Source organism: Aeromonas sp. R2-1 (genome assembly GCF_040908425.1).
Classification (GTDB): domain Bacteria; phylum Pseudomonadota; class Gammaproteobacteria; order Enterobacterales; family Aeromonadaceae; genus Aeromonas; species Aeromonas caviae.
Window position 1 is genome coordinate 112,032 of record NZ_JBFODR010000031.1, and the last position, 22,349, is coordinate 134,380.

The following is a 22,349-nucleotide window of genomic DNA, read 5'->3' on the forward strand; positions in this document are numbered from 1 at the left end:
TCGCCAGTTTGAGGTCAGCTTTATGACAATCTTGCAGCAGGATGCCCCCCTCCAGTCACATGAAGTGAGTCAGCTTTACGCCATCTTCACGGCGCTGCCGACCGGCGTGCTGCTGCTCGATGGCGAGGGGCTGATCACCCGCGCAAACCCTGCCGCCCTGGCGCTGCTGGGAGAGCCACTGGAAGGCCTCTCCTGGCGCCAGATCATCGCCCGCTGCTTCGAACCCCGTGAGGATGACGGTCACGAGATCTCCTTGCGCGACGGCCGCCGGGTCCAGCTATCGACCCAGCCGCTGCCGGATCAGCCCGGCCAACTGGTGTTCATTACCGACTTGACCGAGACCCGCCAGTTGCAGGACAGAGTCAACCACATGAAGCGCCTCTCCGCCCTTGGCAACATGGCGGCTTCCCTGGCGCACCAGATCCGCACCCCGCTCTCCGCCGCCATGCTCTATGCGGCCAACCTGGCCAACCGCACCCTCAAGCCTGAATCCCGCAGCCAGTTCCAGCAAAAATTGATGGCCAGGTTGCAAGACCTGGAAAAACAGATCAACGACATCCTGCTGTTTGCCCGCAATGGCGACAACCAGGTGGTGGCGCCCCTCTCGGTGCAGGGCCTGCTGGCGGAAGTGCAGGCGGGGGCCGAAGCCTTCTGCCAGCAGCAGGGGTGCGCCTTGCATCTGGAGGCCCCTGAGCCCGATCTCTGTCTGCTTGCCAACAGCAGTGCCCTGGCGGGGGCCATCAACAACCTCATCGCCAATGCCCGGCAGGCCGGCGCCGATTCGCTCCTGGTGAGCGCTGTGCGCAGCGGCAACCGGGTGGAGATGCGGGTCATCGACAACGGCAAGGGGATGGCCCCCACCCTGCTCAACCAGATCTTCGAACCCTTCTTTACCACCCGATCTCAGGGCACGGGCCTCGGTCTTGCGGTGGTGCAGTCGGTAGTACGAGCCCATCAGGGGGAGGTAAGCGTGGCCTCGGTCCCTGGCGAGGGCACCTGTTTTACCCTGTCCTTCCCCCTGCATCAGCAACAGGTTCAGTTGGGGGGCGTGGCATGAGGCGCGCAAAAGTCGGAGCGCCGGTGAAGATGATTCTCGACAAGGCCATGTTGGTTGTAGGAGGTGTGGCATGACCCAGGCTCGCATTCTGGTGGTGGAAGATGACAACGGCCTGCGCGAGGCGCTGGTGGATACCCTGCTGCTCGGTGGCTATGAGTGCCGCGAGGTGGACAGCGGCGAGCGGGCCCTGCTTGCCCTGTCCCGTCAGCGCTTTGACATGGTGATCTCCGACATCCAGATGGGGGGCATGGATGGTCTGACCCTGCTCGCCAACATCCGCCAGCAATATCCCCAGGTGCCTGTGCTCCTGATGACTGCCTACGCCAACATCGACGGGGCGGTGCGCGCCATGCGCGAAGGGGCCATCGACTATCTGGCCAAGCCCTTCTCCCCCGAGGTGCTGCTCAACCAGGTCAGCCGTTATGTGCCGGCCCAGAAGGTGGAGAAACGGGCCGTGGTGTACGGGGACCCCAGGACTGCGGAGCTGTTTCAGCTGGCGACCCGGGTGGCCAGAAGCGAAGCCACCGTCATGGTGACCGGACCGAGCGGGACGGGCAAGGAGGTGCTGGCTCGCTACATTCACGACCACTCCAGCCGGGCAGAGCAGGCCTTCGTCGCCATCAACTGCGCCGCCATTCCGGAGAACATGCTGGAAGCGACCCTGTTTGGCTACGAGAAGGGTGCCTTCACCGGTGCGGTGCAGGGGTGCCCTGGCAAGTTCGAGCAGGCTCAGGGAGGAACCCTGCTGCTCGACGAGATCACCGAGATGGATCTGGGGCTGCAGGCCAAGCTGCTGCGGGTCTTGCAGGAGAAAGAGGTGGAGCGGCTCGGCAGCCGCAAGATGATCCCCCTCGATGTGCGGGTCATTGCCACCAGCAACCGGGATCTGAAAAAAGCGGTGCAGGACGGGCAGTTCCGCGAAGATCTCTACTACCGCCTCAACGTCTTCCCCCTGCGCTGGACGGCGCTCTGGGAGCGCCCGGGGGACATTCTTCCCCTGGCGGAGCATCTGCTGGCGCTGCATGCCAGCCAGATGGGGCTGCCGACGCCGCAGCTCGCAGAGGACGCCCGAGAGCGTCTGATGGCTCACCCCTGGCCCGGCAACGTGCGCGAGCTCGACAACGTGGTGCAGCGGGCCCTGATCCTCTGTCCAGACGGCCTCATCGACTGTGAGCACCTGATCCTGGAAGAGACGGACGAGACCCTGGTGCGGCCGCTCGAGCGGCTGTCAGGGGAGGGGCTTGGCGGCGAACTCAAGCAGCAGGAGCACCAGATCATTCTGGACACCCTGCAGGAGTGCAACGGCAGTCGCAAAGCGGTGGCCGACAAGCTCGGCATCAGCCCGCGCACCCTGCGCTACAAGCTGGCCCAGATGCGTGACGCCGGCATCGAGCTGCCCGCCTAGGCCTGTGACAGGCGCATGGCCTTGCCGGTCCGGCTCGATTATCATGGGCCCTGACGATCGGAATCCGGCTCCCCGCACAGTGCGTGGGGAGCCCAGCTAGGAGACCCCCATGATCTCTCATCGTAAACTGGAAAGCCTGCTCAACCACCTGCTCGAACCCCATGCCATCAAGGATTACTGCCCCAACGGCCTGCAGGTGGAGGGGCGCGAGCGCATTCGCAAGGTGGTGACCGGCGTCACCGCCAGCCAGGCCCTCATCGATGCCGCCGTGGCCGCCGATGCTGACGCCATCCTAGTCCATCACGGCTACTTCTGGAGCGGCGAGCCGGCCCAGATCACCGGCATGAAGCAGCGTCGTCTCAAGACCCTCTTGACCCACGACATCAACCTGTTTGCCTACCACCTGCCGCTGGACGTGCACCCCGAGGTGGGGAACAATGCCCAGCTTGCCAGGTTGCTCGGCATCAAGGTGCGTCGCGGCCTCGAACCCTGGAACAGCAAGAGCGTCGCCATGGTGGGCAAGCTGGAGGAGCCCATGAGCGGCAGCGATTTTGCCAAGCTGATTGCCGAGCGTCTCGGTCGCGAGCCGCTTCATTGTGGTGACAGTGGCCCCGAGCTCATCCGCTCCGTGGCCTGGTGCACCGGCGGTGGCCAGAGCTACATCAGCCAGGCGGCGGAGCAGGGCATCGATGCCTTCATCTCCGGCGAAGCCTCCGAGCAGACCATTCACACCGCCCGGGAGATGGGCATGCACTTCTACGCCGCAGGCCACCACGCCACCGAACGTTACGGCGTCAAGGCGCTGGGAGAGTGGCTCGCCACTGTACACGGGTTGGAGGTGACCTTTATCGATATCGACAATCCAGTGTAGGGCCGATTAGCCGCGCAGCGGCGTCATCGGACGTGATGACAGCCATTGCGCTGGTCGATGGAAATAACAAGGGAGGCCTGAGCCTCCCTTGTTGTGTCTTACGGCTGCTAGCGGTTACTCGCTGGCATAGCCTGCCAGGCCAAGCTGCTTGCCATCGAGGAAGGCAGACCCTTCTCGCATCTGCAAGCGCCCTTCACAGAACCACTGCACCACCAGGGGGTAGATGCTGTGCTCCTGCACCTGGACCCGGGCCGCCACCTCGTCTGCACTGTCTCCTTCGAAGATGGGGACCCGTGCCTGGAGGATCACCGGGCCGCCGTCGAGCTCTTCGGTGACGAAGTGGACGCTGGCGCCGTGCTCGTCATCCCCGGCCTCGATGGCGCGCTGGTGGGTGTGCAGACCCTGGTATTTCGGCAGCAACGAGGGGTGGATGTTGATCATCCTCCCCGCGAAGTGACGCACGAGGTCGGCGCTCAGGATCCGCATAAAGCCGGCCAGCACCACCAGATCCGGCTGATAATCCGCCATCAGGGCCAGCAGGGCGGCATCATACTCCTCCCGGCTGGCGAACTGCTGCTGAGCCAGGATGGCGGTTGCCACCCCGGCTTCCCTGGCACGCACCAGGCCATAGGCATCAGCCTTGTTGCTGATGACGCCGACCACCTGACCGGCAATCTTGCCGCCGGCACAGCCGTCGAGGATGGCCTGCAGGTTGCTGCCGCTGCCTGAGATGAGGACGAGGATGCGTTTCATAGGGGAGGTCATCTGGCCGTTGATCCGATCATTCATTGAATGATGACCTGCTCCTCACCATCGGCCGCCTTGGCGATGTGGCCGATGTGCCAGGCGTTCTCGCCTTCGGCCTTGAGCAGGGCCAGTGCCTTGTCCAGCTGATCCGCCGGCAGGGCGATGATCATGCCGACGCCGCAGTTGAAGGTGCGATACATCTCGTGGCGGGTGACGTTGCCTGCCTGTTGCAGCCAGCTGAACACCGCCGGCCACTGCCAGCTCTGCTCGTCGATGACCGCCTGGGTGTTGGCGGGCAGCACGCGCGGGATGTTCTCCCAGAAGCCGCCGCCGGTGATGTGGGACAGGGCGTGGATCTCGCACTCCTTGATGAGCTTGAGCACGGGCTTCACGTAGATGCGGGTCGGCTCCAGCAGGGCGTTGGCCAGGGTGGTATCACCCAACGGCTGCTGCACGTCGGCCTTGGAGACTTCCAGGATCTTGCGAATGAGGGAGAAGCCGTTGGAGTGGGGACCGCTGGCGGCCAGGGCGATCAGGGCATCCCCTTCGCCAACTTTGCTGCCGTCGATGATCTCGCTCTTTTCCACCACGCCGACGCAGAAACCGGCGATGTCGTAATCTTCCCCTTCATACATGCCAGGCATTTCGGCAGTTTCACCGCCGACCAGAGCACAGCCGGACTGTTCGCAGCCGGCGCCGATGCCGGTGACCACGGCAGCGGCAGTGTCCACGTCCAGTTTGCCGGTGGCATAGTAGTCGAGGAAGAAGAGGGGCTCGGCGCCCTGCACGATGAGGTCATTGACGCACATGGCGACCAAGTCGATCCCCACGGTGTCGTGCTTCTTCAGGTCGATGGCCAGACGCAGCTTGGTGCCCACCCCGTCGGTACCGGAGACCAGTACCGGTTCCTTGTAGCCAGCAGGGATTTGACACAGGGCCCCAAAGCCGCCAAGACCACCAAGGACTTCAGGACGACGAGTGCGTTTTGACACGCCCTTGATACGTTCAACCAGTGCATTGCCGGCATCGATATCTACGCCAGCATCCTTGTAGCTCAGTGAGGTTTTGTCAGTCACGCGTATTCCCCGTCATATAAAGAAGTGGAGGGTAAAATTCGGGGCGTATTCTACCAGCGGGCACGAAAAACCAGAAAGAAAATCGTTTGCGCGTTTTTGAATCGAAAAGCTCTACAAGCCGTGGCTTTTGTTGTATGATTCCGCGATTTTTTTGGCGCCGGTTAGAGGAGATAATAATGAAAGTCGTTGAAGTCAAACACCCCCTGGTCAAGCACAAGATCGGCCTGATGCGCGAAGGCGACATCAGCACCAAGCGTTTCCGTGAACTGGCCAAGGAAGTGGGCAGTTTGTTGACCTACGAAGCGACCTCTGACTTCGAAACCGAAAAAGTGACCATCGATGGCTGGAACGGCCCTGTGGAAGTCGACCAGATCAAGGGCAAGAAGGTCACCGTGGTGCCCATCCTGCGCGCCGGTCTTGGCATGATGGACGGCGTGCTGGAGCACATGCCGAGCGCCCGCGTCAGCGTGGTCGGTATCTATCGCGATGAAGAGACCCTGCAGCCTGTCCCCTACTTCGAGAAGATCGTCAGCAACATCGAAGAGCGTCTGGCCCTGGTCATCGACCCCATGCTGGCCACCGGCGGCTCCATGATCGCCACCATCGACCTGCTCAAGAAGAAAGGTTGCCAGTCCATCAAGGTGCTGGTGCTGGTTGCCGCGCCGGAAGGCATCAAGGCCCTGGAAGCCGCTCACCCGGACGTGGAGCTGTTCTGTGCCTCCATCGACCAGGGGCTGAACGAGAAGGGCTATATCGTCCCGGGTCTGGGGGATGCTGGCGACAAGATCTTCGGCACCAAGTAAGCATCACCCCATCGCCGCGCCCAAGGCGCGCAAACGGAGCCGGCACCCTGCCGGCTCCGCTGTTTCTCCCCCCTTTGCTTGCTGCCATGCGCGCCTTGCCGCTACCATAAGCACCATCCCCCATTTCGAGAATCTTCTTTATGCTGAAACGCTTAGCGACTCTCCTCTGCTGCTGTCTGCCTCTCGTGGTGTCGGCCGCCCAGGTAACCGACCTCTATCAGGGCAAGGCTCCCACCAGTGGCGACATGACGGCCGCCCAGTCCCAGGCGCTGGGGGATGTGCTCGTCAAGGTGACGGGCAAGCGCGATATCCTCACCCAGCCGGATGTGGTGAAGGCCCTGGCGGCGCCGGCGGATTACGTGCAGCAATACAGCTATCAGGACATCGGCTCGGTCAAGTTTCTCAAGGCGGATTTCAATGTGGTCAAGGTGAACGCCCTGGTCGGCCAGAGCAAGTTTGCCCTGCTTGGCCCGGTGCGGCCGCAGGTCGCCATCTGGCTGGTGGTCGACGAAGGGGAGCGGCGCATTCTGCCGGATCAGTCCGGCGATGGCTGGTCCGAGGCGCTGCGTGCCCAGACCCAGGCCATGGGGCTGCCGGTCAGTCTCCCGCTGATGGACTTGGATGACAACATGGCGGTCAATGCCACCGATGTCTGGGGCCGCTTTGCCGATCCCGTGCTCAAGGCGAGCCAGCGTTACGGCGCCGAAATGGTGGTGCTCGGCAAACTCACCCCGGAGGGGGAGGCCTGGAGCATCGATTGGGGTCTTTATGGGGCCAAGCCGGGGGCGCAGGCAGGAGAGCTGACCGAGCTGACCAAGGGCTCGGGTTCAGGTACCCAGGCCGAGGTGGCAAAGGGCTTTGCCGATGCCCTTGCCGGTTGGCTGGTGCAGCAGTACGGTACCCGTCTCTCCGGTGTCGCCTCCAGCCAGACCCTGGTGGTGGAGGGGCTGTCCGACATCGATGGCATGATCCAGATCCAGAAGCTGCTGCAGGGGATGGCCAGTGTCACCAAGGTGGCTATCGGCAAGCTGGAAGGGGACAAGGTGACCTTCAACCTCTCGCTGCAGGGGGACAAGGCCGAGCTGGTGAGGGGGTTGCAACTTGAGAGCCGCCTGCATCAGGTGGAAGACAACGAGAGCGGCCTGCGCTATCAATGGTCGCAGCCCTGATCCCGGGGAAGGATCCTGACCGCCCGGCATGGTCCGGGCGGTTCTCTATCTGCCCCGCTGGTGATACACTTGCCCGCAAATATCACAGTCAAAGCCCAACGAGTGAAGCAACCGGCCCAACTGTCTTTAGCCGTACAACTACCGGATGATGAAACCTTCGTCAGTTTTTATCCCGGCAACAACGCCCATCTGATCACCGCCCTCAAGAATGCGGCCATCGGTCAGGGCTCGCCCTTCCTCTATTTCTGGGGAGCCAAGGGGTCGGGCCGCTCCCATCTGCTCCATGCTACCTGTGCCGAGGTCAACGCCCGCGACGCGGCGGCGGCCTATCTCTCCCTCGATCAGTTCGAACAGCTTGACCCCAGCATGCTCGATGCCCTGGAGAGCCTGCCCCTGGTCTGTCTCGACAGCCTGGAGGCTATCGCCGGCAACGCCCTGTGGGAGCGGGCCCTGTTCGACTTCTACAATCGCTGGAAGGAGAAGGGGGAGGGGACGCTCATCGTTACCGGCTGCAGCGCGCCACGCAAGCTGGGGCTGCAACTGCCGGATCTCGCGTCCCGTCTCGACTGGGGAGTGAGCTTCCACCTCGACGAGCTGGACGACGAGGGCAAACTCAGCGCCCTGCAACTGCGCGCCGAGCTGCGGGGTTTCAAGCTGCCCATCGACGTGGGTCGTTTCCTGCTCAACCGCCTCTCCCGCGACATGCGCACCCTGCTTGCCACCCTCAATCGTCTCGACAACGCCTCCTTCCGTGCCAAGCGCAAGCTGACCATCCCTTTCGTCAAAGAGATACTCGAGCTCTGAAAACCTATCCCATTAGGCTATCTTATTCGCCATTTTGAACCTGGGCAGTGCTCGAAATCCTCACGTACTACAGTACGCTCCGGTTTCTGCGCGCTGTCCGTGTTCAAACTGCCTTCAACGATTACGCCTACTGGGAGAGGTTCTAAGCCCCATAACGACAAACCCCGGGACTTGGCCGGGGTTTGTTTGCGAGCATTACACAGCTATCAGTGGAACTGATCTTCTTCGGTCGAGCCGGTCAGCGCGGTCACCGACGACTGGCCGCCCTGAATGACGGTGGTCACCTTGTCGAAGTAACCGGTACCCACTTCCTGCTGGTGTGCCACGAAGGTGTAGCCCCGCTCGGCAGCGGCAAATTCCGGCTGCTGCACCATCTCGACATAGTGCTTCATTCCCTCGCCACGGGCGTACTGGTAGGCCAGCTCGTACATGTGGAACCACATGTTGTGGATACCCGCCAGGGTGATGAACTGGTACTTGTAGCCCATGTCGGAGAGCTCCTGCTGGAAGCGGGCGATGGTGGCATCGTCCAGGTTCTTCTTCCAGTTGAAGCTCGGGGAGCAGTTGTAGGCCAGGATCTTGTCCGGGTACTGGGCCTTGATGGCCTCGGCAAATTTGCGCGCCTCGTCCAGATCGGGCTTGGCAGTCTCGCACCACACCATGTCGGCGTAAGGGGCGTAGGCCAGGCCGCGGGAGATGGCCTGCTCGATGCCGGCCTGCACCTTGTAGAAGCCCTCGCTGGTACGCTCACCGGTCAGGAAGCCGGCATCGTAGGGGTCGGCATCCGTGGTCAGCAGATCCGCTGCGTTGGCGTCGGTGCGGGCGATGACCAAGGTGGTGGTACCGCAGACATCTGCCGCGAGGCGAGCCGCGACAAGCTTTTGCACCGCTTCCTGGGTCGGGACCAGTACCTTGCCGCCCATGTGGCCGCACTTTTTCACGGACGCGAGCTGATCTTCGAAGTGCACGCCGGCGGCGCCCGCTTCGATCATCCCCTTCATCAGCTCGAAGGCGTTCAGCACGCCGCCGAAACCGGCTTCCGCATCCGCTACTATGGGCAGGAAGTAGTCGATGAAGCCCTTGTCCTCTGGTCCAACCTTGTTGGCCCACTGGATCTGGTCGGCCCGGGCGAAGGAGTTGTTGATGCGCTCCACCACGGAGGGGACGGAGTTGGCCGGGTAGAGGGACTGATCCGGGTACATGGTGGAGGAGAGGTTGTTGTCCGCCGCCACCTGCCAGCCGGAGAGATAGATGGCTTCGATGCCGGCCTTGGCCTGTTGCACCGCCTGGCCGCCGGTCAGGGCGCCGAGGCAGTTTACATAGCCTTTCTTGGCGCCGCCGTGGATCAGCTCCCACAGTTTGTCGGCGCCGCGTTGGGCCAGAGTGTGTGCCGGCTGCAGGCTGCCACGCAGGTTCACCACGTCCTCGGCGCTGTAGCCGCGCTTGATCCCTTTCCAGCGGGGGTTTTCTGCCCAGTCTTTCTCGATAGCCTGGATCTGTTGCTCACGGGTCAGTGCCATATCAGTTCCCTCTTTCATTGATTTCACGTTTCCATTGACTTGTTATGGGGGCCGTTACCGGCCCGGGTCTCACAGCCGCTCGTAGCCGGGCAGCGTCAGAAAATCGATGAGTGTGTCGGCGCAGGTGATCTCGTCCATCAGGGCGCTCGCCTCGGCGAAACGGCCCGATTGCCAGCGGGCCTCGCCCACTTCGCCTCTGACCACCTCCTGCTCCTCGGCCAGCATCTGGCGGAACAGCGCCTTGGTCACCGCCTGACCATTGGAGAGGGTCTTGCCGTGGCGGATCCACTGCCAGATGGAGGTGCGGGAGATCTCGGCGGTGGCGGCATCTTCCATCAGTCCGTAGATGGGCACGCAGCCATTGCCGTTGATCCAGGCTTCCAGGTATTGCAGGGCGACGCGGATATTGGTGCGCATACCCGCCTCGGTGCGATCACCCTCACAGGGGGCCAGCAGGTCGGCGGCCGTGATGGGGGCATCCTGCTCGCGCAGCACGCCGATCTGGTTCTGGGCACCCGCCGGAATGGTGGCGTTGAACACCGCCATGGCGGTATCGGCCAGACCGGGGTGGGCGACCCAGGTGCCATCGTGGCCGTTGTCGGCCTCGCGCTGCTTGTCCGCGTGCACCTTGGCAAACACCTGTTCGTTGACGGCCGCGTCCTTGGCCGGAATAAAGGCAGCCATGCCCCCCATCGCCAGCGCGCCGCGCTTGTGGCAGGTCTTGATGAGGAGTCGCGAGTAGGCAGAGAGGAACGGCTTGTCCATGGTCACCACCTGACGATCCGGCAGGACGCGATCCGGGTGGTTCTTCAAGGTCTTGATATAGCTGAAGATGTAGTCCCAGCGACCGCAGTTGAGGGCGACGATGTGATCCTTCATCTGATAGAGCAGCTCGTCCATCTCGAATACCGCCGGCAGGGTTTCGATGAGCACGGTGGCCTTGATGGTACCGCGGGGCAGACCGAATTTGTCCTCGGTCCAGGCGAACACCTCGCTCCACCAGCGCCCTTCCAGATGGCTCTGCAGCTTGGGTACGTAGAAGTAGGGACCGGAGCCCTTGGCCAGCAACGCCTTGTGGTTGTGCAGGAAATAGAGGGCGAAGTCGAAGAGGCCGCCGGGAATGGGGGCACCATCAAAGGTGACGTGTTTCTCCGGCAGATGCAGACCGCGCACCCGGCAGATGAGCACGGCCGGATTGGGATTCAGGGTATAGGCCTTCCCCTCCGGGCTCTGGTAGGCAATGGTGCCGTTGACCGCATCGCGCAGGTTGATCTGGCCCTCGATCACCTTGTTCCAGGCCGGGGCCAGGGAGTCCTCGAAGTCGGCCATGAAGACCTTGACGTTGGCGTTGAGGGCATTGATCACCATTTTGCGCTCGACCGGGCCGGTGATCTCCACACGGCGGTCCTGCAGATCGGCGGGAATGCCGCGCACCGTCCAGTCACCATCGCGAATGTGGGCGGTCTCTGGCAGGAAGTCCGGTAACTCGCCGCCATCGATACGGGCCTGGCGTGCGACTCGCTGCTTCAGCAGCTCATTGCGTTGGGGAGCGAAACGTTCCACCAGTTCGGACACCAGGGCCACCGCATCCGGCGTCAGGATCTGCGCGTAATCGGGAAGCATCTCGCCTTGAATGCGCAGGCGGGTGCTGCTGATGGTCTGGGCCGGTGCCGACATAGTGGGTACTCCTCCAAAAGTTACATTTTGAATTTATTAACTACGACTAACGTCTATATCCCTTTCTTTCAAACTCCCCGTAACAGCGGGGTAACACGATTCATAAGGTGCAAAAGAATGGCGGATTCGTCAACTTGATTTTTAAAACAGGTGTTTTTTGATGATAGTTAAGATGCTGTTTTAAATGGATTTATGTGATTAGTGTAAAAGCTCTTTGTAGATGGTTATGCTCTTGGGTTGCCGGGGCGGTAGGGGGGAGGATTTCGGTAGAGGGGATGGGTTAAAAATGTAACTAATTACGTAATAAAATTACAAATGCAAAAACAAATCCCGACATTACTCCAAGCTTTGCAAAAACAGCTGTATGAAATGCCTTCGTTCAATCCAGTCTGCATGAGGGCTATGAAGTGACCGGGTAGTGAACTGGTGTTTAAAACTAAAATGTCAAATTGGGTCAAAATGGCGAAGGCGAACAGGAGAGAGGGAAATGACGAGCAATAACGTAGGTTTGTATCACGGCGTGTCCATGAAGGAGAGGGAGGTTGGGGCGCAGGAGATGGTCAATTAAACTGATTTTTGAAGAAAAACCAGCATTTTGTCGTTATTTGCGGTGGCGGTCTGTTGGCCGGGGTCAAGGGCGATGCCGGACAGCAAAACCGGCGTCTTGAACCGCACTATGGTACGGGCTCGTCTCAGTAATCTTCATCCGGGGCGGCGAGATCGATCACATCGAGGTGCACTGAACTGCCAAACCCGTGCTCTGCGGAATCGAGCTCGGAGGGCGTGGGGGAGATCAGGGGCTGGACGGGCTGGGAGTCAACAGCTTGGGTCATGGATGCTTGCCTCATTGATTGCAAGCCGGTCGGTGATTCCATCACCCTAGTGTCCACCTCCCTGTTTTTATGGCCGGCGGAAAAGTTGCGTATCCTAGCGGCACTTTATGAAAGCTTCAAGTGGTTCTGTATAAAATTCATGCCAATAAAAAGCGGCGACCCGATGCACGGGGGAGGCGAGAGGAAAAGAGGCAAGCGTCGGGCGTGCAGGCAAAAAAATAGCCCAGTCGTTTGACTGGGCTATTCTCGGGGAATTTGGTCGGTGTGAGAGGATTCGAACCTCCGACCCTCTACACCCCATGCAGATGCGCTACCTGGCTGCGCTACACACCGACGGAGTCAGCTCGGCTGACGGGGAGGAAGTCTAATCGGATGATTTGGCGGGCGCAACTCCTTTTTTATCAGGGAGATGCCGACTGCTTCTTTATTGTTCAGCCAAGATGCAACTTGGGCCCTGGCCGGAGTTTTGGCATAATCGCCGCCCCCTTAGGCGGGCACAGGGTGGCGAACACCCAACTCGGGACGTTCCGATGTCGCTGGGGCCTTTGGCCTCTCTTTCATTGACAGCATCTTCTGCCGTGGGCTACCGGCTAGCGCGAGGGGGAAGGGGCCCGGTGTGCCCAGGGCCGGGACGCAGCAATCCAGGAGTGCGCGGCCGATGCCGTGCAGGGGCCAGGCAAGCCGACATCATATCGACGAGAGGATCAGGGCGTGAAACCATCTGAAGTTGCAGCACAGATCAGCCAGCGCGAGGAGGACGAACGCTGGATGCGCCATGCCATGGCCCTGGCAGCCAGGGCAGAGGGGATAGGCGAGATCCCGGTGGGCGCCGTGCTGGTGCTGGGGGACAAGATAGTGGCAGAGGGGTGGAATCGCTCCATCAGCGAGCACGACGCCTGCGCCCATGCCGAGGTGATGGCGCTTCGGGAAGCGGGCAAGCAGCTTGAAAACTATCGCCTGCTCGACACCACCCTTTATGTGACGCTGGAGCCCTGCTGCATGTGTGCCGGCGCCCTCATCCACAGCCGGGTCAAGCGGGTGGTCTATGGTGCCCGGGATTTGAAGACGGGGGCGGCAGGCTCTGTGTTCGACATCCTGCTGGATCCCCGCCACAACCACCAGGTGGTACTGACGGGGGAGGTGCTCGCCGACGCCTGCTCGGCCCAGCTGTCGGATTTCTTCAAGCGGCGCCGCGCCGAGAAGAAGGCGGCCAGACTCGCCGCGAAAGAGGCGCTTCCTCAAGATGACAGCGGGGCCTGATGGCCCCGTTTGCTTTTATTTCACTGCCAGACCGGCTGCCTGCTTCCCCCCGAATACCAACTGCCACCCCCCGATGGAGCCTGCGCTCTTTGCCGCTGTTGATGTAACAAAACTGTCATGCATCCGCCATATAATGCCGCCAAGCCTAGCTCACATTGAGGTCTTGCATGTCATCGGAATCGTTAAATCTGGTCATGGCGGGCAGTCGAAAACGCCGGATCAAGGATAAATTGGCCAAATATGGCGTCACCACAGGGGGAGCCCTGGTGCTGGTGGCGCTGTTGCTTATCTTCTTCTACCTGCTTTATGTGGTGAAGCCCATCTTCAATGGCGCCAGCATGGAGAGCACCGCTTCCTTCACCCTGCCCATCAAGGGCAAGACCGCCTGGCTCGGGGTCGAGGAGCAAAACGAGATAGGTTACCGCTTCAGCGACCAGGGGAAGGTCAAATTCTTTGCCGTGCAACCGGATGGCAAGATCAAGACCGGACAGGTGATTGGCGAGGCACAGGTGAACGGCGAGATCACGGCGGTCGCGCCGCCTGCGCCGGGCCAGAAACTCATCGCCTATGGGTTTGCCGACGGCAAGGCTCAGGTGGTGCAACCCTATTTCAAGATCTCCTATCCCAATGACGTGCGCGTCATTGAGCCCAGCCTGCAATATCCCTTCGGCGAGACCCCCGTGGTGATCGATCCCCAAGGCAAGGCGCTGACGCGCATGGTCTTCGAGGCGACCAAGGACAAGATGGCGACCGCGGCCGTGACCGAAGATGGTCGTGGTGTGCTGATGGTGATGAGCGGCGAGGAGAATTTCCTCTCCGGCGAAATCGAGTGGAGCAACCAGACCTACACCATTCCGTCCCTGCCACGCCATGTTGACCAGATGCTGCTGACCCCGAACCTGCGCCTGTTGTTCGTGCGCGAGGGCAACCGCCTGTCGGTCTATGACATCCACAACCTGAGCGACATTTCCCTGCGCAATGTCATGGAGATCAACGCCCCCAATGCCAGCGTGACCCAGGTGGCCCTGCTCTCCGGTGCGTCCTCCCTGCTGGTGGGCAACGATAACGGCGTCATCTCCCAGTGGTTCGAGGTGGCAAAGGATGGCAAGCGCCAGTTCACCCAGATCCGTGACTTCAAGGGTGACGCGCCGGTCGCCCTGCTGACCCCCGAGCACTTTCGCAAGGGCTTCATCAGCGCAGGCAGCGACGGCACCATCAACTTCTTCCATGCCACCGGCGAAGCCAAGCTGCTTGGCGAGAAGATTGACGGGGGCAACCTGGCTGCCGTTGCCATCTCTCCTCGCCACAACCTGCTGTTGACCCAGCAGGGGGATGACTTCAAGGTCTTTGACGTCGAGAACGATCACCCCGAGGTAACCTGGTCTGCCCTCTGGCAACAGGTGTGGTATGAAGGCTATCCCGAGCCCCAGTACGTGTGGCAGTCCACCTCCGCCAGCAACGACTTCGAAGCCAAGCTGAGCCTGGTGCCCCTGGTGTTCGGTACCCTGAAAGCCTCCTTCTATGCCATGGTGTTCGCGGTGCCGCTCGGCGTCGCCGGCGCCATCTATACCGCCTACTTCATGTCGGCGGGGCTGCGCAAATACGTCAAGCCGACGGTGGAGATCATGGCGGCGCTGCCGACCGTCATCCTCGGCTTCCTGGCAGGTCTGTGGCTCGCGCCCATCATCGAAGGGGCCCTGCCCGGGGTGATCCTGCTGCTGATCCTGCTGCCCATGGGCATGCTGCTCACCGCCCTGGTGTGGAACTATCTGCCGGAGCGCGGCCGCACCTGGCTGCCGGAAGGCTGGCACGCCATCCTGCTTATCCCTGTGCTGCTGTTCATCGGTTGGGGCGCCTTTGCCTTGAGCCCCATCATCGAGAACGCCTTCATGCACGGTGATTCGCGCATCTGGCTGACCCACGACATGGGCATCAAGTTTGACCAGCGCAACTCCCTGGTGGTCGGTATCGCCATGGGCTTTGCGGTCATCCCCACCATCTTCTCCATCGCCGAAGACGCGGTCTTCTCGGTGCCCAAGCACCTGACCCAGGGCTCGCTTGCGCTGGGGGCGACCCCGTGGCAGACCCTGAGCCGGGTGGTGATCCTCACCGCGAGCCCGGGCATCTTCTCGGCGGTGATGATGGGCCTTGGCCGCGCCGTGGGCGAGACCATGATCGTGCTGATGGCCACCGGCAACACCCCCATCATGGACTTCTCCATGTTCCAGGGGCTGCGGACCCTGGCGGCGAACATCGCGGTGGAGATGCCGGAATCGGAAGTGGGCAGCTCCCACTACCGGGTGCTCTTCCTCGCCGCCTTCGTGCTGTTTGTGTTCACCTTCTTGTTCAATACCCTGGCCGAATTCGTCCGCCAGCGGTTGCGTGAAAAGTACAGCTCTCTGTAAGGACTAAGGAATCGACAATGGGTAAGTGGTTTAAATCGGGGGCCCCCTGGATCTGGATGACGGGGGGCGCCGTCAGCCTGAGTCTGGTGGCCGTACTGGGTCTGTTGTTGCTGATTGGCTGGCGTGGTCTGGTCTATTTCTGGCCCCATCCCATCTATGAGTGGCAGCTTGAAGATGCAAGCGGCAACAAGAGCGTCCTGATTGGCGAGATCAACGACCGGGAGCTGGTGCCGGTGGAGCGCCTGCGCGCCGCAGGCCAGGCGCTGGAAGGGGAGGATCGCGAAGAGATCACCCGTTATCTGGTCAAGACCGGCAACCGGGAGTTCGTGGACCTCGATTTTCGCTGGGTGCTGGAGACCGATATCAAATCGCGCACCCAGCCGGCGGAGCTCGCCATGGTGGAACGCGCCACCAACGGCAACTTCTATGGTTACATCACCTCGGTGAAGGAAGATGGCCAGGAGCTGACCACGGATCTGCATCCCGCCTTGCAGCGGGTGCTGGCCCGTGCCAACGGCCTCTCAAGCCAAGCCAACGACCTGCAAAAAGGGGCCATCGGCAGCATCAACTACCAGCTGGAGCGCCTGCGCCTGAAAGAGCGCAAGGCCGAGCTGGATGACAAGCTGACCGATCAGCTTAAAGCCGAGCTGGCGAGCGAGCGTCAGGCCCTGAACGATCGTTATCAGGTGCTGGAAAAAGAGCTCTTCTCCCTGCGTACCCAGGCGGACAGAGACAGCATCACCGTCAAGGACATGCGCGGCGAGCTGGTGACCATGCCCATGTCCCGGGTGCTGGATGTGGTCTGGCCCAACGACATGAGCCTGATGGCCAAGGTGGGTCACTGGTTCCACCAGATTGGCAAGTTCGTCTCCGATGACCCCCGGGAGGCGAACACCGAGGGCGGCGTCTTCCCTGCCATCTTCGGCACCGTCTTCATGGTGATCCTGATGGCCATCATCGTGACCCCGCTCGGGGTGGTGGCGGCGGTCTACCTGCACGAGTACGCAGGCAAGAACAGCCTGACCAAGATCATCCGCATCGCGGTGATCAACCTGGCGGGGGTGCCCTCCATCGTCTACGGCGTGTTTGGCCTGGGCTTCTTCGTCTACACCCTGGGGGGCAGCATCGACCGCCTCTTCTACCCGGAAGCGCTGCCGAGCCCGACCTTTGGCTCCCCCGGTGTCATCTGGTCAGCCCTGACCCTGGCCATCCTGACCCTGCCGGTGGTGATCGTCTCAACCGAAGAGGGGCTGGCCCGGATCCCGAGCACCATTCGCCAGGGTTCGCTGGCGCTGGGTGCCACCCAGGCCGAGACCCTGTGGCGCATCGTGCTGCCCATGGCCAGCCCGGCCATCATGACCGGCCTTATCCTGGCCATCGCCCGTGCGGCGGGCGAGGTGGCGCCGCTGATGCTGGTGGGGGTGGTGAAGCTTGCTCCCACGTTGCCGATGGACGGCAACTTCCCGTACCTGCACGTGGAGCGCAAGTTCATGCACCTGGGCTTCCACATCTATGACGTGGGCTTCCAGAGCCCGAACGTCGAGGCGGCGCGTCCTCTGGTCTACGCCACCTCCTTCCTGCTGGTGACGGTGATCGTCGGCCTCAACCTGACGGCGATCGGTATTCGTAACCACCTGCGCGAGAAATTCCGGTCGCTGGAACATTAATCCAGCCATTACAGAGACGGGCAGGGACCTTCCCTGCCAACCAGATATTCCGGCAGCGGGCAAGACGTTTGCCCGCTGCCACCAAGAGAATTTGAGGTAAACAGATGATCAACGTAACACCGAGTTCGGCCCCGCACACCGCCACCGACCTGCTCAACCTGACCCCGGAGCAGACTGCGCTGGAGGTGAAGGATCTCAACCTGTACTACGGCAACAAGCAGGCGCTGTTCAACGTCAACATGAAGATCCCCAAGGGTCAGGTCACCGCCTTCATCGGCCCGTCCGGTTGCGGCAAGTCCACTTTGCTGCGCTGCATCAACCGGATGAACGATCTGGTGGAGATCTGCCGCATCGAGGGGGAGATCCAGCTGCACGGCCACAACATCTACGACAAGAGCGTCGATGTCTCCGCCCTTCGCCGTCAGGTGGGCATGGTGTTCCAGCGCCCCAACCCCTTCCCCAAGTCCATCTACGAGAACGTGGTCTACGGCCTGCGCCTGCAGGGCATCAATGACCGCCGTACCCTGGACGAGGCCGCCGAGCGTTCCCTGCGCGGTGCTGCCCTGTGGGAGGAGGTGAAGGATCGTCTGCATGACAACGCCTTCGGCCTCTCCGGTGGTCAGCAGCAGCGTCTGGTGATTGCCCGTGCCATCGCCATCGAGCCGGAAGTGCTGCTGCTCGATGAACCGACCTCGGCGCTGGACCCCATCTCCACCCTCACCATCGAGGAGCTGATCAACGAGCTCAAGAGCCAGTTCACCGTGGTGATCGTGACCCACAACATGCAGCAGGCGGCTCGGGTCTCGGATCAGACCGCGTTCATGTACATGGGGGAACTCATCGAGTACTCGAATACCAACACCATCTTCACCACCCCGGCCAAGAAGAAGACCGAAGACTACATTACCGGTCGTTACGGCTAAGGGATGCCGCTGATTGAGATGAGCAAGATGAGCATCAACAAACAGATTGGCAGTCAGTTCAACGGCTAAGGCATAATCGGAGCAACAAGGATTACTGGTATGGACAATATGAACCTCAACAAACACATCTCCGGTCAGTTCAATGCCGAGCTTGAGAGCGTGCGCAATCAGGTACTGGTGATGGGGGGGCTGGTGGAGAAGCAACTCACCGACGCCATCGCTGCCATCCATGGCCAGGATCTGGATGCGGCGCGCAAGATCGTGGCCAACGACCACAAGGTCAACGCCATGGAAGTGGCGATCGACGAGGAGTGCACCCGCATCATCGCCAAGCGTCAGCCCACCGCGTCCGACCTGCGGCTGGTGATGGCCATCATCAAGACCATCACGGATCTGGAGCGGATTGGCGACGTGGCGGACAAGATTGCCCGCATGCTGACCGACAACGCCAACAAGCCCCAGCCACCGCTGGTGTCGCTGGAAAACATGGGGCGTCGCACCATCAAGATGCTCCACGACGTGCTCGACGCCTTCGCCCGCATGGATCTGGATGCCGCCCTGGCGGTCTACAAGGAAGATGACAAGGTGGATCGGGAGTACGAGTCCATCATCCGCGAGCTGATGACCTACATGATGGAAGATCCCCGCACCATCCCCCAGGTGCTCAACGTGCTCTGGGCGGCACGGGCCATCGAGCGGGTCGGCGATCGCTGCCAGCACATCTGCGAGTACATCGTCTACTACGTCAAGGGCAAGGATGTGCGTCACACCAAGGCCGATGACCTGAGCGATCTGCTGGGCAAGGGCTGATCGGGCGCTTTTGGTGGAGACTCCGTCGCGGCTGCACGATGGGAATCCAACTCTGATTGAATAAAAAGGCGCTTTGAGCGCCTTTTTCATTGCATGGCATGGCAGTTCAAGATAACGCCACCCAGCGGGCGCTTTTCTGCTAGAATATGGCCCCTGTGTGAGTCCCGGATGGAGTCACGGTCCGGTTTCCCGGGCCCAGTTTGCCGTCTTGTGCTAAGGCGGCTGTAGCAATAGGTTAATCATGAGTTTTGCCGATAGTTTGTTCTTTCTGATGCTGCTGGTCGCCGGCAGCGTGTTCTTCTCACTCTCCGAGATCTCCCTTGCCGCCTCCCGCAAGATCAAGTTGCAGGTGATGGCCGACGAGGGCAACCGCCACGCCGAGAAAGTGCTGGCATTGCAGGCCCAGCCGGGCAACTTCTTTACCGTGGTGCAGATAGGCCTCAATACCGTCGCCATCCTCGGCGGTATTCTGGGGGAATCCGCCCTCAATCCCGCCATCAGGGAGCTGATAGCCGGCTTCTACCAGGGGCCCTGGCTCGGCCAGATTAGCTCTGCGGCCTCGTTCGTCTTCGTCACCGGCATGTTCATCCTGATAGCGGACCTGATGCCCAAACGCCTTGCCATGACCATGCCCGAGCGGATCGCCGTGGTGGTGGTGCGTCCCATGATGCTGTGCGTCACCTTGCTGATGCCGCTGGTGTGGCTGTTCAACGGCATGGCCAACGGCCTGTTCCGGCTGATGCGCATCTCCATGGTGCGCAACGACGAGATCACCTCCGACGATATTTATGCGGTGATGGATGCAGGTGCCGAAGCCGGTGTCATCCAGCGCGAAGAGCACCAGCTCATCGAGAACGTGTTCGAGCTCCAGTCCTTGGGTGTCACTTCCGCCATGACGGCGCGCGAGAGCCTCATCTACTTCACCCTGCAAGAGGGGGAGGAGAGCATCAAGGCGAAGATCGCCGAGCACCCCCACAACAAGTTCCTGGTGTGCGACCACAACCTCGACAGCATCAAGGGGTTCGTGGATGCCAAGGAGCTGCTGATCCGCGTCATCAGCGGCCAGAGCATCGATCTCAACAGCGGCTCCCTGGTTCAGAACGTCATCATCATTCCCGACACCCTCAACCTCTACGAGGCGATGGAGTACTTCAAGAACCATCGTGGCGATTTTGCGGTGGTGATGAACGAATACGCCCTGGTGGTGGGCATTGTCACCATGAATGACCTGATGAGTACCGTCATGGGGGAGTGGGCCACCCACGTGGTGGAAGAGCAGATCGTCCAGCGGGACGAGAACTCCTGGCTGGTGGACGGGGTGACCCCCATCTCCGACGTGATGCGCGCCTTCGACATCGAGGAGTTCCCGGAAAACCAGAACTACGAGACCATCGCCGGTTTCATCATGTACATGCTGCGCAAGATCCCCAAGCGCACCGACTCGGTCAAATATGCCGGTTACAAGTTCGAAGTGGTGGACATCGACAGTTACAAGATTGACCAGTTGCTGGTCACCCGGGTAGAACCTGCGAGCAATGAGAAGCCCGCTCAGGAATCCTAAAGGAGTTCGTTAGCAATCATGAAGATGAAGACTCATTCCCGTGCGCTGGCCTGTGTGGCGCTCGCCCTGGCACTGGGTGCCTGCAGCCAGAGCGCACCGCGCAAGCCGGTGACGCCTGCCAAACCCGTTACCCCCGAGCCTGCCGTGGTGGTCCCGCAGCAGGATCCCGATGCGGTGGTGCAAAGCGCCGTGGCAGAGCCCAGCCCGGTGTTCGACGAGGAGTATCACGGCCCGGATCAAGGGTCGCTTGAATCGGTCACCGCCCTGTTTGCCCGGGGTTACATCGAATCGGCCATGCGCGAGACCATGCTGGCGGCGGTGCACAGCGACTATCCGCTGCTCGGCATGCGGGATGTGCGTCTCACCGACCCTGTTGCCAAGTTCCTCACCTCGGCCCAGGCACGCACCACGGCCCACGACTACCTCTATGCCGGGGTGCAGCGTCGGCTGGGCCGCCCGCTCAGCCCCGCCCAGTGGGAGCAGATCTGGCAGGGCTATCCCCAGCAGGGTCGGGTCTCCGACTGGGTCAAGCAGACCAAGCGGGTGCTGGCCGGGCGCTGAGCCCCTCTGGTTATCGGCGGCTGTGTCCGCCTTGATCCCCTGTTTCACAAGAGGTCACCCCCCGGGGTGGCCTCTTGTCGTTTCAGTGCCTGGCCAGGTGATGCCTGTGCCGGGGAGATCTCCCTTTGCCGCCATCATCCTGAGCTTGCCCGGATTTGTTCGTAGCCCCCGATTGCCTCTTGTTCTACTTTGGGTCATGATATTTGGGATTTCTGGCCGTCTAGATGTTTTGATGGCTTAATGTGGTTTCACACAATAAACACCCGTCATGGCGGGGAGACGCAGAGAGACAGAGATGGACAAGCAGGATTTGTGGGTACTCGATGGCGGTATGGGCCGTGAACTGGCGCGGCGTGGTGCGCCGTTCCGTCAACCGGAGTGGTCGGCGCTGGCGTTGATGGAAGCGCCCGAGACGGTGCGCGAGGTACACCAGGCCTATGCGACGAGCGGTGCCCGGGTGATCACCACCAACAGCTATGCCCTGGTGCCCTTCCATATCGGCGAGGCGCGCTTTGCCGCCCAAGGGGAGGCACTTGCAGCTCTGGCCGGGCAACTGGCCCGAGACGTGGCCGACGAGCAGGGGGGAGCCGTCAAGGTGGCCGGTTCCTTGCCGCCGCTCTTTGGCTCCTATCGTGCGGACCTCTATCAAGCCGAGCGGGTGAGCGAGCTGGCGACACCGCTTATCCGGGCCCTGTCACCCCATGTGGATCTCTGGCTGGCGGAGACCATGAGCCTCATCGCCGAACCCCTGGCCCTCAAGGCCCTGCTGCCCGAGGACGGCAAGCCGTTCTGGGTCTCCTTTACTCTGGAAGATGAGGCGCCGGGCAGCGAGCCCACCCTGCGCTCCGGCGAGCGGGTGGCGGATGCCGTGGCCGCGTTGGCGTCGGCCGGGGTGGATGCCATCCTGTTCAACTGCTGCCAGCCCGAGGTGATTGAAGGGGCGCTCAAGGTGGCCGTCGCCGCGTTGCAGGTTCAGGGGCGCACCGACGTTCGCCTCGGCGCCTATGCCAACGCCTTCCCGCCCCAGCCCAAGGAGGCGACTGCCAATGACGGTCTGGACGAGATCCGCGGCGATCTGGGGCCGCTGGATTACCTCGGCTGGGCCGAGCGCTGGCGCAGAGCCGGGGCAAACCTCATCGGCGGCTGCTGCGGCATCGGCCCGGAGCACATCGAGGCGCTGGCCAGCCGGCTGCGTTAAGG

At 61.6% G+C, this 22,349-nt stretch carries 19 protein-coding genes and 1 tRNA gene; 14 read left to right on the forward strand and 6 right to left on the reverse strand.

Annotated features, from left to right (window positions below; all coding sequences use genetic code 11):
* Positions 1-22: 22 nt before the first annotated feature.
* The 3 genes from AB5Y80_RS11325 (at position 23) to AB5Y80_RS11335 (ending at position 3,333) form a co-directional block, all read left to right on the forward strand.
* On the forward strand, positions 23-1,057 hold the full coding sequence (locus AB5Y80_RS11325) for a PAS domain-containing sensor histidine kinase (protein ID WP_368172938.1): 1,035 nt from the start codon (positions 23-25) through the stop codon (positions 1,055-1,057).
* Between the two features lie 70 nt (positions 1,058-1,127).
* Positions 1,128-2,462: a sigma-54 dependent transcriptional regulator gene (locus tag AB5Y80_RS11330; protein ID WP_201925852.1), complete on the forward strand. Its 1,335-nt coding sequence runs from the start codon at positions 1,128-1,130 to the stop codon at positions 2,460-2,462.
* 109 nt (positions 2,463-2,571) lie between these two features.
* A complete protein-coding gene (locus AB5Y80_RS11335; protein ID WP_010675276.1) occupies positions 2,572-3,333 on the forward strand; it encodes a Nif3-like dinuclear metal center hexameric protein in 762 nt (253 codons plus the stop codon).
* Positions 3,334-3,447: 114 nt separating this feature from the next.
* Here AB5Y80_RS11335 and purN read toward each other — a convergent pair whose 3' ends face one another.
* Positions 3,448-4,086, reverse strand: coding sequence for a phosphoribosylglycinamide formyltransferase (purN, locus tag AB5Y80_RS11340; protein ID WP_042017578.1), 639 nt, complete (start codon positions 4,084-4,086; stop codon positions 3,448-3,450).
* A gap of 32 nt (positions 4,087-4,118) precedes the next feature.
* On the reverse strand, positions 4,119-5,156 hold the full coding sequence (gene purM, locus AB5Y80_RS11345) for a phosphoribosylformylglycinamidine cyclo-ligase (RefSeq protein WP_010675274.1): 1,038 nt from the start codon (positions 5,154-5,156) through the stop codon (positions 4,119-4,121).
* Between the two features lie 176 nt (positions 5,157-5,332).
* On the opposite strand from purM, the gene upp reads away from it, so the two are divergent.
* The 3 genes from upp (at position 5,333) to hda (ending at position 7,932) form a co-directional block, all read left to right on the forward strand.
* Complete coding sequence (gene upp / locus AB5Y80_RS11350; RefSeq protein ID WP_005302745.1) at positions 5,333-5,959, forward strand: uracil phosphoribosyltransferase; 627 nt, start codon at positions 5,333-5,335, stop codon at positions 5,957-5,959.
* A gap of 140 nt (positions 5,960-6,099) precedes the next feature.
* A complete protein-coding gene (locus tag AB5Y80_RS11355) occupies positions 6,100-7,128 on the forward strand; it encodes a DUF2066 domain-containing protein (protein ID WP_161646558.1) in 1,029 nt (342 codons plus the stop codon).
* A 102-nt stretch (positions 7,129-7,230) separates the two neighbouring features.
* Entirely contained in the window at positions 7,231-7,932 is a 702-nt protein-coding gene (hda, locus tag AB5Y80_RS11360; protein WP_010675272.1) for a DnaA inactivator Hda, read from the forward strand.
* Positions 7,933-8,138: 206 nt separating this feature from the next.
* Here hda and aceA read toward each other — a convergent pair whose 3' ends face one another.
* From aceA to AB5Y80_RS11380, 4 genes are all read right to left on the reverse strand, one after another.
* Positions 8,139-9,452, reverse strand: a complete 1,314-nt coding sequence (aceA, locus tag AB5Y80_RS11365) for an isocitrate lyase (protein WP_041213155.1) — start codon at positions 9,450-9,452, stop codon at positions 8,139-8,141.
* A 69-nt stretch (positions 9,453-9,521) separates the two neighbouring features.
* Complete coding sequence (gene aceB, locus AB5Y80_RS11370; protein ID WP_102948621.1) at positions 9,522-11,129, reverse strand: malate synthase A; 1,608 nt, start codon at positions 11,127-11,129, stop codon at positions 9,522-9,524.
* A gap of 692 nt (positions 11,130-11,821) precedes the next feature.
* Positions 11,822-11,962 carry a hypothetical protein gene (locus AB5Y80_RS11375; protein WP_010675269.1) on the reverse strand — a complete coding sequence of 47 codons (141 nt, stop codon included), beginning with the start codon at positions 11,960-11,962 and terminating at the stop codon, positions 11,822-11,824.
* A gap of 256 nt (positions 11,963-12,218) precedes the next feature.
* Positions 12,219-12,295 (reverse strand) — tRNA-Pro (locus tag AB5Y80_RS11380).
* Positions 12,296-12,673: 378 nt separating this feature from the next.
* On the opposite strand from AB5Y80_RS11380, the gene tadA reads away from it, so the two are divergent.
* The 8 genes from tadA (at position 12,674) to AB5Y80_RS11420 (ending at position 22,347) form a co-directional block, all read left to right on the forward strand.
* Positions 12,674-13,222: a tRNA adenosine(34) deaminase TadA gene (gene tadA, locus AB5Y80_RS11385; protein ID WP_323952050.1), complete on the forward strand. Its 549-nt coding sequence runs from the start codon at positions 12,674-12,676 to the stop codon at positions 13,220-13,222.
* Between the two features lie 167 nt (positions 13,223-13,389).
* A complete protein-coding gene (locus AB5Y80_RS11390; RefSeq protein ID WP_124244576.1) occupies positions 13,390-15,627 on the forward strand; it encodes an ABC transporter permease subunit in 2,238 nt (745 codons plus the stop codon).
* A gap of 17 nt (positions 15,628-15,644) precedes the next feature.
* The gene (gene pstA / locus AB5Y80_RS11395; RefSeq protein WP_042017560.1) at positions 15,645-17,294 is read left to right on the forward strand and encodes a phosphate ABC transporter permease PstA; all 1,650 of its coding nucleotides are present in this window, start codon (positions 15,645-15,647) and stop codon (positions 17,292-17,294) included.
* 104 nt (positions 17,295-17,398) lie between these two features.
* Entirely contained in the window at positions 17,399-18,217 is an 819-nt protein-coding gene (gene pstB, locus AB5Y80_RS11400) for a phosphate ABC transporter ATP-binding protein PstB (protein WP_010675264.1), read from the forward strand.
* A gap of 99 nt (positions 18,218-18,316) precedes the next feature.
* On the forward strand, positions 18,317-19,027 hold the full coding sequence (gene phoU / locus AB5Y80_RS11405) for a phosphate signaling complex protein PhoU (RefSeq protein ID WP_029314752.1): 711 nt from the start codon (positions 18,317-18,319) through the stop codon (positions 19,025-19,027).
* A gap of 241 nt (positions 19,028-19,268) precedes the next feature.
* Positions 19,269-20,588 (forward strand): hemolysin family protein, encoded by a 1,320-nt coding sequence (locus AB5Y80_RS11410; RefSeq protein WP_041213150.1) that lies wholly within the window; start codon positions 19,269-19,271, stop codon positions 20,586-20,588.
* A gap of 18 nt (positions 20,589-20,606) precedes the next feature.
* Positions 20,607-21,149 carry a hypothetical protein gene (locus tag AB5Y80_RS11415; RefSeq protein WP_042017561.1) on the forward strand — a complete coding sequence of 181 codons (543 nt, stop codon included), beginning with the start codon at positions 20,607-20,609 and terminating at the stop codon, positions 21,147-21,149.
* 295 nt (positions 21,150-21,444) lie between these two features.
* Positions 21,445-22,347 (forward strand): homocysteine S-methyltransferase family protein, encoded by a 903-nt coding sequence (locus AB5Y80_RS11420; protein WP_069652537.1) that lies wholly within the window; start codon positions 21,445-21,447, stop codon positions 22,345-22,347.
* Positions 22,348-22,349 lie beyond the last annotated feature (2 nt).

What these genes read in the sequence shown, in the direction of transcription:
- purN (WP_042017578.1), bottom strand. Translation starts at nt 4,086, where the DNA reads ATGAAACGCATCCTCGTCCTCATCTCAGGCAGCGGCAGCAACCTGCAG.
- phoU (WP_029314752.1), top strand. Translation starts at nt 18,317, where the DNA reads ATGGACAATATGAACCTCAACAAACACATCTCCGGTCAGTTCAATGCC.
- AB5Y80_RS11325 (WP_368172938.1), top strand. Translation starts at nt 23, where the DNA reads ATGACAATCTTGCAGCAGGATGCCCCCCTCCAGTCACATGAAGTGAGT.
- aceB (WP_102948621.1), bottom strand. Translation starts at nt 11,129, where the DNA reads ATGTCGGCACCGGCCCAGACCATCAGCAGCACCCGCCTGCGCATTCAA.
- AB5Y80_RS11410 (WP_041213150.1), top strand. Translation starts at nt 19,269, where the DNA reads ATGAGTTTTGCCGATAGTTTGTTCTTTCTGATGCTGCTGGTCGCCGGC.
- AB5Y80_RS11335 (WP_010675276.1), top strand. Translation starts at nt 2,572, where the DNA reads ATGATCTCTCATCGTAAACTGGAAAGCCTGCTCAACCACCTGCTCGAA.
- pstA (WP_042017560.1), top strand. Translation starts at nt 15,645, where the DNA reads ATGGGTAAGTGGTTTAAATCGGGGGCCCCCTGGATCTGGATGACGGGG.
- upp (WP_005302745.1), top strand. Translation starts at nt 5,333, where the DNA reads ATGAAAGTCGTTGAAGTCAAACACCCCCTGGTCAAGCACAAGATCGGC.
- AB5Y80_RS11330 (WP_201925852.1), top strand. Translation starts at nt 1,128, where the DNA reads ATGACCCAGGCTCGCATTCTGGTGGTGGAAGATGACAACGGCCTGCGC.
- AB5Y80_RS11375 (WP_010675269.1), bottom strand. Translation starts at nt 11,962, where the DNA reads ATGACCCAAGCTGTTGACTCCCAGCCCGTCCAGCCCCTGATCTCCCCC.
- AB5Y80_RS11390 (WP_124244576.1), top strand. Translation starts at nt 13,390, where the DNA reads ATGTCATCGGAATCGTTAAATCTGGTCATGGCGGGCAGTCGAAAACGC.
- AB5Y80_RS11355 (WP_161646558.1), top strand. Translation starts at nt 6,100, where the DNA reads ATGCTGAAACGCTTAGCGACTCTCCTCTGCTGCTGTCTGCCTCTCGTG.
- pstB (WP_010675264.1), top strand. Translation starts at nt 17,399, where the DNA reads ATGATCAACGTAACACCGAGTTCGGCCCCGCACACCGCCACCGACCTG.
- AB5Y80_RS11420 (WP_069652537.1), top strand. Translation starts at nt 21,445, where the DNA reads ATGGACAAGCAGGATTTGTGGGTACTCGATGGCGGTATGGGCCGTGAA.
- aceA (WP_041213155.1), bottom strand. Translation starts at nt 9,452, where the DNA reads ATGGCACTGACCCGTGAGCAACAGATCCAGGCTATCGAGAAAGACTGG.
- AB5Y80_RS11415 (WP_042017561.1), top strand. Translation starts at nt 20,607, where the DNA reads ATGAAGATGAAGACTCATTCCCGTGCGCTGGCCTGTGTGGCGCTCGCC.